General features: G+C 59.3%; 15 protein-coding genes and 2 pseudogenes. 13 read left to right on the forward strand and 4 right to left on the reverse strand.

Annotated features, from left to right (window positions below; all coding sequences use genetic code 11):
- Nucleotides 1-18: 18 nt before the first annotated feature.
- From ACFZPT_RS11565 to ACFZPT_RS11585, 5 genes are all read left to right on the forward strand, one after another.
- Nucleotides 19-783: an amino acid ABC transporter ATP-binding protein gene (locus ACFZPT_RS11565; protein WP_034099976.1), complete on the forward strand. Its 765-nt coding sequence runs from the start codon at nucleotides 19-21 to the stop codon at nucleotides 781-783.
- A gap of 25 nt (nucleotides 784-808) precedes the next feature.
- Entirely contained in the window at nucleotides 809-1627 is an 819-nt protein-coding gene (locus ACFZPT_RS11570; protein ID WP_034114942.1) for an ABC transporter substrate-binding protein, read from the forward strand.
- A 151-nt stretch (nucleotides 1628-1778) separates the two neighbouring features.
- A complete protein-coding gene (locus ACFZPT_RS11575; RefSeq protein WP_034099980.1) occupies nucleotides 1779-2948 on the forward strand; it encodes an MFS transporter in 1170 nt (389 codons plus the stop codon).
- A 54-nt stretch (nucleotides 2949-3002) separates the two neighbouring features.
- Entirely contained in the window at nucleotides 3003-3950 is a 948-nt protein-coding gene (locus ACFZPT_RS11580; RefSeq protein ID WP_034099982.1) for a hypothetical protein, read from the forward strand.
- Nucleotides 3951-4056: 106 nt separating this feature from the next.
- The gene (locus ACFZPT_RS11585; RefSeq protein ID WP_034099984.1) at nucleotides 4057-4437 is read left to right on the forward strand and encodes a helix-turn-helix transcriptional regulator; all 381 of its coding nucleotides are present in this window, start codon (nucleotides 4057-4059) and stop codon (nucleotides 4435-4437) included.
- A gap of 29 nt (nucleotides 4438-4466) precedes the next feature.
- On the opposite strand, the gene ACFZPT_RS11590 is transcribed toward ACFZPT_RS11585, so the two are convergent.
- The gene (locus ACFZPT_RS11590) at nucleotides 4467-5027 is read right to left on the reverse strand and encodes a hypothetical protein (protein ID WP_256593260.1); all 561 of its coding nucleotides are present in this window, start codon (nucleotides 5025-5027) and stop codon (nucleotides 4467-4469) included.
- Nucleotides 5028-5321: 294 nt separating this feature from the next.
- On the reverse strand, nucleotides 5322-6371 hold the full coding sequence (locus tag ACFZPT_RS11595; RefSeq protein ID WP_034099986.1) for an MBL fold metallo-hydrolase: 1050 nt from the start codon (nucleotides 6369-6371) through the stop codon (nucleotides 5322-5324).
- Nucleotides 6372-6495: 124 nt separating this feature from the next.
- Here ACFZPT_RS11595 and ACFZPT_RS11600 point away from each other — a divergent pair, with 124 nt between their 5' ends.
- From ACFZPT_RS11600 to ACFZPT_RS11620, 5 genes and pseudogenes are all read left to right on the forward strand, one after another.
- Nucleotides 6496-7122: a TetR/AcrR family transcriptional regulator gene (locus ACFZPT_RS11600; protein WP_034114943.1), complete on the forward strand. Its 627-nt coding sequence runs from the start codon at nucleotides 6496-6498 to the stop codon at nucleotides 7120-7122.
- 192 nt (nucleotides 7123-7314) lie between these two features.
- The gene (locus tag ACFZPT_RS11605) at nucleotides 7315-8373 is read left to right on the forward strand and encodes a diguanylate cyclase (RefSeq protein ID WP_034114944.1); all 1059 of its coding nucleotides are present in this window, start codon (nucleotides 7315-7317) and stop codon (nucleotides 8371-8373) included.
- Between the two features lie 342 nt (nucleotides 8374-8715).
- A pseudogene (locus ACFZPT_RS11610) lies at nucleotides 8716-9408 on the forward strand (PAS domain-containing protein); the annotation flags it as partial.
- Nucleotides 9409-9519: 111 nt separating this feature from the next.
- Nucleotides 9520-9957 (forward strand): annotated as a pseudogene (locus ACFZPT_RS11615) (methyl-accepting chemotaxis protein); the annotation flags it as partial.
- A gap of 85 nt (nucleotides 9958-10042) precedes the next feature.
- Nucleotides 10043-10561 carry a DUF1003 domain-containing protein gene (locus tag ACFZPT_RS11620; protein ID WP_034099993.1) on the forward strand — a complete coding sequence of 173 codons (519 nt, stop codon included), beginning with the start codon at nucleotides 10043-10045 and terminating at the stop codon, nucleotides 10559-10561.
- On the opposite strand, the gene ACFZPT_RS11625 is transcribed toward ACFZPT_RS11620, so the two are convergent.
- Nucleotides 10558-11442 carry a LysR family transcriptional regulator gene (locus tag ACFZPT_RS11625; protein WP_034114946.1) on the reverse strand — a complete coding sequence of 295 codons (885 nt, stop codon included), beginning with the start codon at nucleotides 11440-11442 and terminating at the stop codon, nucleotides 10558-10560. The two genes, ACFZPT_RS11620 and ACFZPT_RS11625, sit on opposite strands and share 4 nt — an antisense overlap.
- An 80-nt stretch (nucleotides 11443-11522) precedes the next feature.
- On the opposite strand from ACFZPT_RS11625, the gene ACFZPT_RS11630 reads away from it, so the two are divergent.
- Together ACFZPT_RS11630 and ACFZPT_RS11635 are read left to right on the forward strand one after the other, a co-directional pair.
- Nucleotides 11523-12230 carry a CTP synthase gene (locus ACFZPT_RS11630; protein WP_034114947.1) on the forward strand — a complete coding sequence of 236 codons (708 nt, stop codon included), beginning with the start codon at nucleotides 11523-11525 and terminating at the stop codon, nucleotides 12228-12230.
- Nucleotides 12227-12541, forward strand: a complete 315-nt coding sequence (locus tag ACFZPT_RS11635; RefSeq protein WP_034099998.1) for an antibiotic biosynthesis monooxygenase — start codon at nucleotides 12227-12229, stop codon at nucleotides 12539-12541. The genes ACFZPT_RS11630 and ACFZPT_RS11635 overlap by 4 nt, the downstream gene beginning before the upstream one ends.
- On the opposite strand, the gene ACFZPT_RS11640 is transcribed toward ACFZPT_RS11635, so the two are convergent.
- On the reverse strand, nucleotides 12538-12876 hold the full coding sequence (locus tag ACFZPT_RS11640) for a DUF2025 family protein (RefSeq protein ID WP_034100001.1): 339 nt from the start codon (nucleotides 12874-12876) through the stop codon (nucleotides 12538-12540). The genes ACFZPT_RS11635 and ACFZPT_RS11640 overlap by 4 nt on opposite strands.
- Nucleotides 12877-13108: 232 nt before the next feature.
- On the opposite strand from ACFZPT_RS11640, the gene ACFZPT_RS11645 reads away from it, so the two are divergent.
- Nucleotides 13109-14236, forward strand: coding sequence for a glycerophosphodiester phosphodiesterase (locus ACFZPT_RS11645; protein WP_034114948.1), 1128 nt, complete (start codon nucleotides 13109-13111; stop codon nucleotides 14234-14236).
- The last annotated feature ends 78 nt before the right edge of the window (nucleotides 14237-14314 follow it).

The following is a 14314-nucleotide window of genomic DNA, read 5'->3' on the forward strand; positions in this document are numbered from 1 at the left end:
GTTGAGGAGATTTGCCCCATGAGAAGCATCGTCAAGGCCGTCAACCTGAACAAGTATTACGACCAGTATCACGCGCTGCGCGACATCAATATCGAGGTCGAGCAAGGCGAGGTGATGTGCATCATCGGCCCGTCCGGCTCGGGTAAAAGCACCCTGCTGCGCTGTGTCAATCAACTGGAAAAAATCGACAAGGGCGGCCTATGGGTCGACGGCGAGCTGGTGGGTTACCGGGTGGTCGGCAACAAGCTGCACGAGATGAACGAAGTGCAGATCGCCCGCCAACGCCTGGCCACCGGCATGGTGTTCCAGCGCTTTAATTTGTTCCCGCATATGACCGTGCTGCAGAACATCATCGAAGGCCCGTGCCAGGTGCTCAAACGCTCGCCCAAAGAGGCCATCGAAGATGCCATGGAGCTGCTGGCCCGCGTCGGCCTGGCGGACAAGCGCAATGCCTATCCGGTGGAATTGTCCGGCGGTCAGCAGCAGCGTGTGGCGATTGCCCGCGCCCTGGCGATGCGTCCCAAGTTGATGCTGTTTGACGAACCCACGTCGGCCCTCGACCCGGAGCTGGTAGGAGAAGTGCTGTCGGTGATGCGCGATTTAGCCACCACCGGCATGACCATGATCGTGGTCACCCATGAGTTGGGCTTCGCCCGTGAAGTGTCCAACCGCATGGTGTTTATGGACGCCGGCCAGATTGTGGAAGCCGGCAGCCCCGAAGAAATTCTAATAAGCCCACAAAACCCGCGTACCCAAAGCTTTATTTCTGCCGTTCGCACTTAACTAAATAACTAACGAGAACGTCCCCATGAAAAACCTGTTTATCCCTACCCTGCTCGCCGGCCTGATGGCCTCCACTGCTGTGTTCGCCTTGCCGGCGGCCATCAAGGACAAAGGCGAAATCAGCGCGGCCATCGTGCCGAACTACCCGCCGATGGATTTCAAAGACCCGGCCACCAACAAACTCACCGGTTTTGACTTTGACCTGGGCAATGCGTTGGCCGAGCGCCTGGGTGTAAAGATCAAATGGCAGGAAACCGGCTTCGAGCAGATGCTCAGCGGCCTGACCACCAAGCGCGTGGACATCGTGCTGTCAGGCATGACCGACACCGCCGAAAGGCAGAAATCGGTGACCTTTATCGACTACTTCACCAGCGGCCCACAGCTGTACACCCTGGCCAAGCGTGAAGAGATCAAGGAATTGACTGACTTGTGCGGTAAAAAAGTCGGCACCAGCCGCCGCACCACTTGGCCGTCGGAGATTACCGCATGGAGCAAGGAACACTGCGAAGCGGCGGGTAAGCCAGGCATCGTAGTGATCGGTACCGAAGGTTCGGCGGACGCGCGAGCGCAGTTGCAGCAGAACCGCCTGGATGCAGCGATGCAGGGCAGCGAAACCATTCCGTATCTGATGTCGTTGGACAAGGGCAAGTACAAGCCGGTGGGCCTGGCGATTTCCAAGCAATTCACCGGGCTGGGCATCGAGAAGAGCAACACCGAGCTGGTCACGGCGATCAGTGAGACGTTGCAGGCCATGATCGATGACGGCACCTACAGCAAGATTCTGAAGAAGTGGGACCTGGAGCAAGGGGCGGTCGAGAAAATCACCATCAATGCCGGCCAGTAACAACACGGTCTGAAAATGTGCGAGGGGCTTGCCCCGATAGCAGTGGTTCAGTTAACTGATGCTTGTCTGATACACCGCTATCGGGGGCAAGCCCCCTCCCACCTTTGATCTATGTTGTCGTTAAGTACTCTTTAGGACGCTCGCCTTCACCGTGGCCACCTACTCCCTGGTAATCCGCCGCTTGATGATCTGCTCGGTGACCATCGTGGTCAGCCGCGCCATGACCAGCCCGTTGCTGGCGCTGCTATTGAGCACCCGCCTGGGCCTCAACCAGCAGGACATCGGCCTGTTGATGGGCGTCGCGGTGTTTATCGCCACGCTGCTGGGCTTGTATGGCGGCTACATCATCGATCGTTTGGAAAAACGCAAGCTGTTGATCCTGGCGATGCTCTCCAGCTCCATCGGTTTTCTGTTGCTGACCTTTGCCAGCAACCTCTACCTCACCACCTTGACCCTGGTGATCACCGAAGCCGCCTCGGCACTGTTTTTGATCGGCTCCAAGGCGATCATCAGCGAAAACCTGCCGGTGGGGGAACGGGCCAAGGTGTTTTCCCTGCGTTACACCCTGACCAACGTCGGCTACGCCACCGGCCCCATGGTGGGCGTAGTGATAGCCGGGCATATGCCGTTGGCGCCGTTTTTGATCGCCAGCGCGATTGCCTTGGGCAGTGTGTTCCTGATGATCGGCATCCCGCCCACTCAACGCGACGAAAGCGTCAAGCCACTGAGTTTTCTCAGCACGCTGCGTACCTTGCGCAATGATCGCACGTTGATCCTGTTCACCAGCGGCAGCTTGTTCAGCACCATTGTCCACGGGCGCTATACGCTTTATCTGTCACAGTTTCTGCTGGTGGCCTACAAGCCGGAGCAGGCGCTGAAAATTCTGTCAGCGGTGCTGGCATGCAATGCCGTTACCGTGATCGCCATGCAATACCAGATCGGCCGCTTCCTCAAGCGTGAGCAATTACGCTACTGGATCGTGCTGGGCACCACGCTGTTCATCGCCGGGTTGGTTGGCTTCAGCCTCGCGGACGGTCTGCTGAGCTGGTGCGTGGCGATGTTCGTGTTCACCTTGGGCGAGATGATCATCTACCCATCGGAGTTCCTGTTTATCGACACCATCGCCCCGCAAGCGCTGCGTGGCAGTTACTACGGCGCACAGAACCTGGCGGCGTTCGGCGGCGCGATGAGCCCGGTGATCTGCGGCTATCTGTTGATCAACGCAGCGCCCACCAGCATGTTCTACGCCCTGGGTGCGTTGACCGCGCTGGGCGGCACCTTGTGTTTTCTGAGTGGACGGCGGGTTGCAGGTTCTTGCTGATATTTACCTAGGATCCGGCTATTAATAGCGAACTTTCTCACGGACCCGAGCCCCATGAAATTCGACACGGCCTACTGCCTGAGTCTCGACGAAAAGCTATCGATCTATGATGTGCGCGAGCTGAATTTCGACGAAACCGTCGCCTTCGATTCTGACAAGGACAGCTTTCTGTGCCCCAACGACGTGTGCCGCGCTGCGTTCCAAGCGAGCAACGTGCTGACCACCTTCAACGCGAAAAACGTCAACTACCTGCGCACGCCACATTTCAAAAACACCCCGGCCACCCAGCATATCGACGGTTGCCGTTACGCCAGCACGCACAAGGGCGCTGCCGGCGAAAGCGACGACGAGCGAGAGGACAATTTCCCATCAGAATTTGTACTGACGCGACGTACTTACCCACGCAACCCCGCACTGCCCGGTCACGAAGAGAAGATCCCACAAGATCCGACGAAGTCGCCTTCAACACGCGTAGGCTCCCCCGCCAGCTCCCACGAAAGCGCACCGGACAAAACCAGCGTGTTCGCCCATCCGGTGGAGTGCTATGTGTCGAACATCGACAACAAGGACAAGCTGAAAAGCATGCCGTTGAAGATCGGCGATCACACCGCGACCTACTGGACGTTTTTCAAGAAAATCGAATACTTGCAAGACAACAAGGGCCTGATTTACTGGGGCAAGATCAAAGAGATCAAGGACTACACCAACAGCTTTCGCATCGACTTCGAAAAGAAGGTATGGCTGGACAAGAAACCCTATTCGGTGAATGTCTATCTGAGCAAAAAACTCATCGAGAACTATCGCAAACGCAAGGCATTCCTGGAGCAGATCAAAGCGGCTGTCGACAGTGAACGCACGCTATATTGCTTCTTTTACGGCGTGACCCCGGAGTTGAAACAGGTGCCGAGCAAGAAAAACCCCGAACAGACGTTCGGGGTGTTCAGCGCGGATATCGAGAACCTGGACCACCTGATCATTCGCGAGGCGCCAGGGGTGCAATAGCAGGTGGCTCAACGCCAAGAGACGGCACAAGTTGATGAGCGGTCAAAACAACTGTACAAAAACACAGTATAGTTTGCCTTCACTCGTCGAACCCTGGAGAAATTCCATGTCCTCTCTGGCAATCAGTTCTTTCGTAGACCAACAGATCCTGCTGCACCAATTCACCGCCAAGCACTGCGTGCAGGCCCGCGCCATGTTGGGCTGGAGCCGGGAAGAGCTGGCACGCCAGGCAGGTGTGACGGTCGACGCCGTGCAACGCTTTGAGCAGCACGTCGAGGCCGATGACGAAACCCGCCTGGCGTTGGCGTTTCGGCTGGAGGCTGAAGGGTTGGTATTCTTCCCGGGCTTCGCACCGGGATGGGGTATGACCGCTCGCAAGTGGGCCGCCAGCCCCACCGAACCCGCCGCCCAGAGCATGATTGCACGGCTGATGGGCTCCACCGCGGCAGCCATGGACTCGACCACGCCTCACGCCAATGGAGCTTAGCCACTCAGCCTATTCCGTGCCTACGGCGGTTATGAAGATGTCAGCCGAGCGGCGTTGCGATAGGCCTGTGCCAGCGCCGCCAGAGAGTCCCTGGACCATCGCGCGCCGTAAAACCATAACGTGGCCCCATCTTCGAGGGGTTCGCCCACCTTGGGGTAGCCAGTCCAGCAAGCCGCATGGAATGCCCCGCTGCGGCTGTCCGACACCAGGGCATCCAGACGGTATTGGTTCATCAGGTCATCGATTTCATTGCGGGTATGCAGGTCGAATTGCAGGCTGGCGTCCAACCGCTGTGCCGACACTGGAAACAGCAACGCCTCTCCCCGGCGCAGCCTCTCCAGTGCGCGCATGAAGGATGCGGAGTGCTCGATGGAGGCGTGGGCATCGCCCTGCTGGTAGCGGTCGGCAAACCCTACACGCTTGCCAGCCAAAAATGAGGTAACCGTGCGGGTGGTGTCGTTTTGCACCAATGGCACTTCCACCATCACCGGCTCGGTAGGGTCCACGCCGCTTAACGCGATGAGTGACAGCGACGGATCCCGCATGGGTTTTGCAGGCAGGCTGGGCGCGCTGAAACCGGGAATCGGCATATGACTTTCCAGGTGAATACGAGCTTGGGGGGCTGTATCGAAAGCAATACCCTTTTTTGCGCCTCCAGCGTCAGTGGAGACCTGAGGCGGACCGCAGGCGGGTTTTGTCGATTCGCCCTGCACCAGCCCCAGTGACGACACTGGGCAAACGACTGTTTTTGAACACGGTTTCCTGTAATCCTTTTCCATCGGATGGCCCCCTGCGATGATTTTCCGGGGGATGATCGCACCCTTGACTGGCACCTGTCGCAGCCTTGAAACAGCTTGAAAACTCCTTTTTCGACGACACTTTCGTCAGCTCGCCAGATGCTCCCGAGCACCATGGGTTTCCACGTCCAGCCACCAGGCATGCCCACGCTCTGGCTGATTCAAACTGAATGCCCGTCCCATTGGTGGCGTTGCAATCGACACATTTCGCTCCCACGCTAATGCCATGATGCGATCAAAGGGTTCGTGCCAGGCATGGAACGCCAGATCGAAGGTGCCGTTGTGGATCGGCAGCAGCCAACGGCCTTTGAGGTCGATGTGGGCCTGCAGGGTTTGCTCGGGCTGCATGTGAACATGGGGCCAGTCGACGTTGTACGCACCGGTTTCCATCAGTGTCAGATCGAAGGGGCCGTAGTGTTCACCGATACGTTTGAAGCCGTCGAAGTAGCCTGTGTCGCCGCTGAAAAAAATTCGCCGTGAGCCGTCGATCATGACCCATGAACACCACAGGGTGTGGTTGGCATCGAACAGGCCGCGCCCGGAAAAATGTTGGGCGGGGGTGGCGACAAAACGAATGCCATCCACCTCGGTGCCCTGCCACCAGTCCAATTGACGCACTTTGCTGGCATCTACCCCCCACTTGACCAAGATGTCGCCCACGCCCAGCGGCGCGAGGAAATGCCGGGTTTTGTCGGCCAGTTGGATGACAGCATTGCGGTCCAGATGGTCGTAGTGGTTGTGGGAAAGAATCACCGCTTCAAGGTCAGGCAGTTCATCCAGACTAATCGGCGGTTGGTGGAAACGCTGGGGGCCGGCCCAACTGAATGGGGAAGCGCGTTCGGCGAAGACCGGGTCGGTCACCCAGAACTTGCCGCGCATTTTCAACAGCACGGTGGAATGTCCCAGGCGAAACACACTGTGGTCCGGCGCATTCCATAACTGGTCGCGGGTCAGCGGTTCGACGGGTATAGCCCCTACCGGCCGCGTTGTGCGGGGTTTGTTAAACAGCATGTTCCAGAAAATACGCAACGTTTTGCCGAAACCGCCATGCTGCACGGGGGCTTCGTTGCTGAAAGCGCCTTTACCCTGCTCGGCGGGTTTGGCTGAAGGGACGACACGGGATGAAATCATGGCCATGACAGAGTGACTCCTACAGTCCGCTCATAAACTACACTGCACAGTGTAGTTTCAAGATTGCAACAAAACCCGTAGCAAGTAAACTACCGAGTGTAATTTCCCTCCTGAGAGCCGACCGCCAACCATGACTGCCCCTCAACGTCTTACCGACCGCAAACGCGAAGCCATCGTGAGCGCGGCGATCAGCGAATTTCGCGAAAACGGTTTCGAGGTCACCAGCATGGACAAGATCGCCGCCACTGCCGGGGTCTCTAAACGCACGGTCTACAACCATTTCCCGAGCAAAGAAGAATTGTTCGCCGAGATACTTCATCAACTCTGGGCCAGCACGGTCGCGCAGTTAGACGTCTGCTACAGCAGCGACCGCCCGTTGCGCGAACAGTTGCGCGGGTTGTTGGAGGCGAAGATGAAGATGATGTCGGATAACAACTTTCTCGACCTGGCCCGAGTTGCCATTGCCGCCACGATCCATTCGCCAGAACGCGCGCAGGATATGGTCACGCGTTTGAGCCAACGGGAAGAAGGCTTTACCCAATGGGTCCGCGCGGCTCAAGAAGACGGGCGGCTATCCGGCAACGACCCGGCCTTTGCCGCTCACCAGATCCAGAGCCTGCTCAAGGCGTTTGCATTCTGGCCGCAGATTACGCTGGGCCAACCCACCCTCGACGCGGCCACCCAGGCCCGCGTGATTGAGTCCGCCATCGACCTGTTTCTGGCCGGCTACGAAATCAAGCCCAGCACACAGCCATAACGACTGTTGCAACAGCGACATTCCTGGTCGCTTTTGACGCATCTGCCATCCTTTTTGCGCAAATGGCCTGGAAGGACACTGATTATTCCTACCTGAATAATTGACAATATTCACGGGAGTTATCCGATCAACGGTAATTCCCCAGAATGCGTGCCTTTATATCTACAAAAAAATCAGCTAACCCAGGTATCTATGGAAAACCGACAAGGCAAAGGGATCTCGTTTGCCAGGCGTATTTACAAGCCAAGAATCATCGGCGCGGCCATGTGCTGCCTCAGTGTGACCGCCGCGCTCTACCCGCTGGGGATGCCTGCGTGGGTCTGGGCGGTGCTGCTGGTCAATGGTTTTGTCTGGCCTCATGTGGCGTATCAACTGGCTATCCGGGCCAAGTTTCCCTACAACGCTGAACGGCGCAACCTGCTGTTTGATGCCCTGTTCAGCGGGTTTTGGACCGCAACGCTGCAATTTACGCCGTTGACCAGCGTCACCCTGCTGTCGATGGTAGCCATGAACAACGTGGCCGCCGGCGGCCAGCGTTTGTTGCTAGGCGGGCTGCTGGCCCAATTGTTCGGAGCAGGATTGGCCTGGGTGTTGTTTGGCGTGCAACTGAACCTCAATGTCAGGCTGATAGAGGTGTATGCCTGCCTGCCGATGCTGACGCTCTACCCCATGGCTATCGGCATGGTCTGCTATCAGTTGGCGATAAAACTGTCGGACCACAAACGCACGCTCAGCGCCCTGAGCCGTATCGACAGCCTCACGGAGCTGCTCAATCACGGTTCCTGGAAAGACTTGCTGAACCTCAAGTTCCACAAGTGCCAGCATCAGAAAAGCCACGCCACCATCGCGCTGATCGATATCGATCACTTCAAGCAAATCAACGACACCCACGGCCATATCGTCGGCGACACGGTGCTGCGGCAATTGAGCCTGGAGCTACGGCGCAACCTGCGGGATAACGACCTGGCCGGGCGATATGGAGGCGATGAGTTCTGTGTGATCCTTCCGCAAATGTCACTGGAAAAGGCAGCGCAGCGCATGGAACGCCTGCGGGAAACCTTCTGCAACTATCGCATCCCTCACCTTCCGGAGCTTAAGGTCAGCCTGAGCATCGGCCTGGCGGATTTCCAGCCGGTCTACGACGATGCAGCCAGTTGGCTGAATGCGGCAGACCGTGCCCTGTATGCCGCCAAACACACCGGCCGCAACCGGGTCTGCACCAACACCGACAGGCTAGCGCGCTCGGCCTGATAGTGGCGCAATGACATCTCGTCCGAAATATCCGCGCTTTCCCGCAGAGATACCATAATGCCATTACTGGTCGGCCGCCTAACAAAGGTCCTGTCCTTGGAACGAACTTCTGGTCGGGCTGATCACTCTGAACCGGTTGTTCCACCCACACTGCCAGCACACGGAGGCTGGCAATGAGCACGTCAGCCGTAGGGCCTATGCCTTACGGGGGCAGGCGCATAACCACGGATAACCTCAGACGCTTGCTTGCTCGAGCACACCATCATGTTTTTCAACACTCATAAGAAAACGATCGACACCCTGCAACACACCCTCAATCAACAGAACAGCCTGCTGAACGCCATGGAACGCTCCATGGCAGTGATCGAGTTCGACCCGCAAGGCCAAGTGCTGCGGGCCAACGACAACTTTCTCAAAACCTTGCGCTACCGAGCCGACCAAGTGCTGGGCCAACCCCATCGAATGTTTTGCACCACCGCATTCGCCCGCAGCGCCGAATACGCCCAGTTGTGGACGAACCTACGCAGCGGCCAGTTCCAGTCCGGCACGTTCGAACGGGTGGCTGGCGACGGCCAGTCGGTGTGGCTGGAGGCCAGCTACAACCCAGTATGCGATGACACCGGCCGCCTGATCAAAGTGGTCAAGTACGCCATGGACGTCACCCCGCGCCTGCAAAGCGAAAGCGAATCCAACGGCAAACTCGAAGCCATCGGTCGGGCCATGGCAGTGATCGAGTTCAACCTGGACGGCACGGTAATCACAGCCAATACAAACTTCCTGCAACGCATGGGTTATAGCCTGGCGCAGATCCAGGGCCAGCATCACCGTATTTTCTGCGCCCCGAACACCGCCGGCACCCAGGCTTACAGCGATTTCTGGCGGCGCCTGAACCAGGGCGAACTGTTCAGCGGGCAGTTCGAACGCGTGGATAAACACGGCAACACCGTATGGCTCGAAGCCAGTTACAACCCGGTCTACGACGCAGGCGGGCGCCTGTGCAAAATCGTCAAATTCGCCTCGGACGTAACGGCCAGAGTGCAGCAGCACGCCGCCGATGCCGCCAGCGCGACCCAGGCCTATCACATCTCCATGACCACACGGGACATTGCCGAAAAAGGCGCCGAGGTGATTCAGCAAAGTGCCAGCGGGATGCGCGACATTGCCGTCGATATCGACGGTTCTTCGCACTTGATCGCCAAATTGGGCGAGCGCTCCGAACAGATCACCGCCATCGTCAACACCATTCGCGCGATCGCCGACCAGACCAACTTGCTCGCGCTCAATGCCGCCATCGAGGCGGCCCGGGCCGGTGAGCAAGGACGCGGGTTCGCTGTGGTCGCCGATGAAGTTCGGCAATTGGCGGCGCGCACCAGTGGCTCGACATCCGAGATCTCCAGCATGATCGCGATGATCCAGAATGAAACCCGCCAGGCCATCACCAGCATGGACGGCACCCGTGACCGTGCGGCGCTGGGGGTAGACCTGGCCAACCGCGCCGGCGCGGTGATCGTGCAGATCCGTGAGGGCACCAGCGAGGCGGTGCAGGCAGTGAGTGCGTTTGCCAACGTGCGGGGGGCTCACTGAGCCGGGGCTCGGATCATTCATGCAGTAGACAGTCGGCCAGAGCTATAGTGAACCACTGTCTCACCGTTGATGATCCGAGCCTGCCATGACCCCAGATGCCCCTCAAAAAAAACCTGTCGACCACCTGCGTTTCCACCGAGGCCACGCCCACCTGGCGCCGACGTTCGGTAACGACGCCTTCGCACTCAAAGCCGAAGCGTTTGCGCGGTTCTTCGGCACCCCCGCGTTTCTCGGTGCACAAACCCTGATCGTGATCCTGTGGGTGGCCCTCAACGTAAGTGGTATCACCCACTTCGACGTCTACCCATTTATCCTGCTCAACCTGGCTTTCAGCCTGCAGTCAGCTTATGCCGCACCGTTGATCCTGCTGGCCCAGACGCGCCAGGCCGCACGGGACAAGGCCCAGTCCGATGCCGACGCCCAACACCGCGAAGCCTTGGCCATTGCCAACAGCGAGCGCCAGGCCCAAGCCGAGCAAACCACCAAGCAGCTACTGGAATTGCTGGAGCAGAACACCCGGCTGACGGAAATCACCAAGCAGCTCTCGGAGCACATCGACAGCCTGACGTGCGAAATGCATGAGCACTTTGTGCGCAAGACTTAACCTTGCGGCAAGCGCACCTGTTTTCCCAACTCATCGAACAGCGTCACCACTGAGCGCAAGGCCCGGCAATCGGGGCGCGTGAGCAGCCACAGCGCGGTGTCATGCCCGGTCAGCACCGGGCCAAGCGCTTGCAGGCCGCTGCCCAGCAGAAAGTCCGGCAGTGCCGCCACCCCAAGCCCCGCCCGCACCAGTTCGGTGACCGACAACATGCTGTTGCAACGATAGCTGGGGCGTACACCCGGCAAGTGCTGGCGGCGCCAGACGACGGTGGGGTGATCGGGCAGAAAATCATCCGGTGCGATCCAGGCCAGTTCCGCCAACTCACAGCCTGCGTGGTGGGCTGCATAGTCGGTGCTGGCGCAGACTTGGTAGGACACACGCCCCAGACAACGGCCAACAAGATGCTCCGGCGGCGTGCGCGTCAGGCGCAGGGCGATGTCGGCATCGCGGCGGCTGAGGTTGGCGAAGTCATTGGAGGTAGTCAGTTCCAGGCTCAGCGCCGGGTAGTCCGGCATGAACTGCGCCAGCGCCGGTAGCAGCAAACCTTGCAGCACGGAGTCGGTGCACGTCAGGCGCACCGTGCCGCTGATCACTTCACCGCCCTGCTCTACGCCGATTCGCGCCGCTTCCAACGCTTGCTCCGCCCGTTCGGCCTGTTGCGCCAAGTTGCTGGCCAGGCCGGTGGGCAGGTAGCCGGCGCGGCTCTTTTCAAACAGCGTCTGGCCCAGCGCCGCCTCCAGTCGCCGCACGGCGCGGAACACCGTGGACACATCCACCCGCAGCAGCGCCGCCGCCCGCGCCAGGCTGCCGCCGCGCACCAGCGCGAGGATCAGAGAGAGGTCGGCATAGTCGAGCTGATAGTGCATCGCTGCATTGAGCATGTGTTCAAACGCCAATATTGATTGCGTGGGCGCCAATCTATAGTGCACGCCAGGACACCACAAGCCATGGGACGCCCACGATGAAAGCCAAGCACTTGCACCTCGCCTTGATCGGCGACTACAACCCCGATGTGATTGCGCACCAGGCGATTCCCGTCGCGCTGCAACAGGCTGCCGACCGCCTCGGCGTGCAGGTCCATCCGCAGTGGCTCGACACCGACACCCTCACAGCCGGTTCGCAGTTGCACCGCTTCGACGGTTTCTGGTGCGTGCCCGCCAGCCCCTACCGTGATACCGAAGGCGCCTTGCATGCCATCCGCTTTGCCCGCGAACAGCGGCGTCCTTTCCTCGGCACCTGCGGCGGCTTTCAACATGCCGTGCTCGAATATGCCCGCAATGTACTGGGCTGGGTCGATGCCGAACACGGCGAGCTGGCGCCCCACGCCGCCCGCGTGGTGATCACACCGTTAAGTTGCTCGTTGGTGGAGGCCACCGATACCGTGCGGTTAGCGTCCTACACCCGTATCGCCGACGCCTACGGCCAATTGGAGATCGAAGAAGGCTATCGCTGCCGCTACGGCGTGAACCCGGACTTCGCCCAGGCCCTATTCGAAGGCGACCTGATCCCTACCGGGCACGATTCGGCCGGGGACCTGCGCGCGGTGGAGCTACTGGATCATCCGTTCTTTGTCGCAACCCTGTTCCAGCCCGAACGTGCAGCGCTCAAAGGCACCCCACCGCCGCTGGCGCTAGCACTGCTCAAGGCCTGCCAGGCGGTGTCGGCATGATCGCTGACACACCGGCGGCGCCCTACTACGCGGTGATTTTCACCTCGCTGCGCACCGAAGGCGATCAAGGCTACAGCCAGGCCGCCATGCGCATGCTCGAACTGGCTCGTGAACAACCGGGGTTTCTCGGGGTGGAGTCAGCGCGAGAGGACGGCCTGGGGATCACCGTGTCGTATTGGGCCAGCGAAGCAGCGATCCTGGCCTGGAAACATCACGCCGAACACCGGGCGGTGCGTGAGCAAGGGCGTAGCACCTGGTACTCGGCGTTTCACACGCGGGTGTGCAAGGTAGAACGGGACTACACCTTTTAGGCGCGAGCCTGGGCCTGCACCAGACTGCGCATGGCGCTGATCTGCGGAATTTCCACCCGGCGCATATACACCCGCAGCGGTTCGGTGATGTTGATGCGATCGTCGATGTTCTGATCGAGCAGCAACTGAATGCGCTCGCGGGACAGGGTCATGGTTTGCCCCGGAGCCGGCAGCCAGACAAATTCGGCGCAGGGGATAATGCCGTCATCGGCCACGTCCATGCCGAACGAGTCTTCGCTGAAACGCACGATGTACTGGCCGGTTTTGCGGTTAAGGCCGACGAAACCGTTGAGTTGGTCGGCGGCCTGGCAGATAAGCTCGGAAGTGATGCGCATGCTAAACCTCACTGAAAAGTCCCACAGGGACTGGAAAGATGGTTTACACGCGTGGCAGAAGTTGCTGTCCTCTGACGGGGCAGCTGCGGGCAAGAGTACTGCAATGCAGGGTAAAAATGCGCAGAAAATTGGCGCGAGCGCACGTTAATGTCGGTTTGGTGATAGCGCCGTTCGCAATCAATTGTTAAAAAGGAGCCCTTCTCAAAGCTACCTCCAAGAAAGGACTTCGCCTATGCCTGCCACGTTCACCAAGAGCGCCTTGCTGCTCGCCCTGATGCTCGGCCTGGGCCACGCACAGGCCGCCGAACCGATCAGCCCGGCTGAATTGGCAACCAACGAAGGCATTCCATACCCCGCCGTGATCGCGCACCGTGGCGCGTCCTACGATGCTCCCGAATCCACTGCCGCCGCTTACAAAGTCGCACGCGACCTGGGCGCCGATTACCTGGAACTGGACCTGCAACGCAGCAAGGACGGCGTACTGTTCGCCCTGCACGACAACAACCTGCAACGCACCACCGATGTGGCCACCAAGTTCCCCGAGCGCAAAGACGCGCCGGCCAATGAATTCACCTGGAAAGAACTGCAAACCCTCGATGCCGGCAGTTGGTTCAACGCTGCCTACCCGGACCGCGCGCGGCCGGGGTTCGTCGGCCTGAAAATCCTCAGCCTGGACGACATCATCAAGATCGCCGAGGGCAACCCGCAGCACAAACCCGGGCTGTACATCGAAACCAAAGAGCCCCAGCAATTCCCTGGCATCGAAGCCGACCTGAAAAACAAGCTGCTGGATAAAGGCTGGTTGAGTTCCGCCGGTTCCAAGCTGGGCAAGAGCAACACCGGCGTGGGTCAGGGCAAGGGCCGCGTAGTGCTGCAAACCTTTGAAACCGCCAGCCTCAAAGAACTGCAAAAGGAAATGCCGAACACGCCGAAGATCCTGCTGCTGTGGGTAGGCGAAGGCAGCATCGAGCCGAAGTCCAAGCAGACCTTTGCCGAATCCGGCGAGCCAACCAAGGCCGCGTATTACGCCAAGCAAGAACCCAAGGACGCCGCCGAATTTGAAAAGTGGGTGGATCAAGCCAAGAGCCTTGGCGCCATCGGCACCGGCCCATCGGCTCAGCTGACCAACCTGGGCGACCAGAGCTACACCGACCTGGTCAAGCCGGAAATGAACAAGCTGACCCACGACAAGGGCCTGCTGGTCCACGTCTACACGGTGGATGAGCCCGTGGACTTCGACAAAGTGATGAAGGCCGGCGTCGACGGTATCTTCACCAACCGCGCCGCCGAACTGCTGAAGTTCTACAAGCGCTGGCCGTCGTCGAGCGTGCAGGATCTGCTCAACGACTATAAGTACTGAGTGCGCCTTTAAGGATGAGTTAAGTTGCGCCGGTTAATCTGGCGCCACTTAAACAGCTCAACCGAGAAGGAAGCCCAC

It is taken from the genome of Pseudomonas sp. MD330_10 (assembly GCF_042610415.1).
GTDB lineage: Bacteria > Pseudomonadota > Gammaproteobacteria > Pseudomonadales > Pseudomonadaceae > Aquipseudomonas > Aquipseudomonas rhodesiae.

What these genes read in the sequence shown, in the direction of transcription:
- ACFZPT_RS11580 (WP_034099982.1), top strand. Translation starts at nt 3,003, where the DNA reads ATGAAATTCGACACGGCCTACTGCCTGAGTCTCGACGAAAAGCTATCG.
- ACFZPT_RS11595 (WP_034099986.1), bottom strand. Translation starts at nt 6,371, where the DNA reads ATGGCCATGATTTCATCCCGTGTCGTCCCTTCAGCCAAACCCGCCGAG.
- ACFZPT_RS11630 (WP_034114947.1), top strand. Translation starts at nt 11,523, where the DNA reads ATGAAAGCCAAGCACTTGCACCTCGCCTTGATCGGCGACTACAACCCC.
- ACFZPT_RS11585 (WP_034099984.1), top strand. Translation starts at nt 4,057, where the DNA reads ATGTCCTCTCTGGCAATCAGTTCTTTCGTAGACCAACAGATCCTGCTG.
- ACFZPT_RS11625 (WP_034114946.1), bottom strand. Translation starts at nt 11,442, where the DNA reads ATGCTCAATGCAGCGATGCACTATCAGCTCGACTATGCCGACCTCTCT.
- ACFZPT_RS11640 (WP_034100001.1), bottom strand. Translation starts at nt 12,876, where the DNA reads ATGCGCATCACTTCCGAGCTTATCTGCCAGGCCGCCGACCAACTCAAC.
- ACFZPT_RS11620 (WP_034099993.1), top strand. Translation starts at nt 10,043, where the DNA reads ATGACCCCAGATGCCCCTCAAAAAAAACCTGTCGACCACCTGCGTTTC.
- ACFZPT_RS11600 (WP_034114943.1), top strand. Translation starts at nt 6,496, where the DNA reads ATGACTGCCCCTCAACGTCTTACCGACCGCAAACGCGAAGCCATCGTG.
- ACFZPT_RS11570 (WP_034114942.1), top strand. Translation starts at nt 809, where the DNA reads ATGAAAAACCTGTTTATCCCTACCCTGCTCGCCGGCCTGATGGCCTCC.
- ACFZPT_RS11635 (WP_034099998.1), top strand. Translation starts at nt 12,227, where the DNA reads ATGATCGCTGACACACCGGCGGCGCCCTACTACGCGGTGATTTTCACC.
- ACFZPT_RS11590 (WP_256593260.1), bottom strand. Translation starts at nt 5,027, where the DNA reads ATGCCGATTCCCGGTTTCAGCGCGCCCAGCCTGCCTGCAAAACCCATG.
- ACFZPT_RS11605 (WP_034114944.1), top strand. Translation starts at nt 7,315, where the DNA reads ATGGAAAACCGACAAGGCAAAGGGATCTCGTTTGCCAGGCGTATTTAC.
- ACFZPT_RS11645 (WP_034114948.1), top strand. Translation starts at nt 13,109, where the DNA reads ATGCCTGCCACGTTCACCAAGAGCGCCTTGCTGCTCGCCCTGATGCTC.
- ACFZPT_RS11565 (WP_034099976.1), top strand. Translation starts at nt 19, where the DNA reads ATGAGAAGCATCGTCAAGGCCGTCAACCTGAACAAGTATTACGACCAG.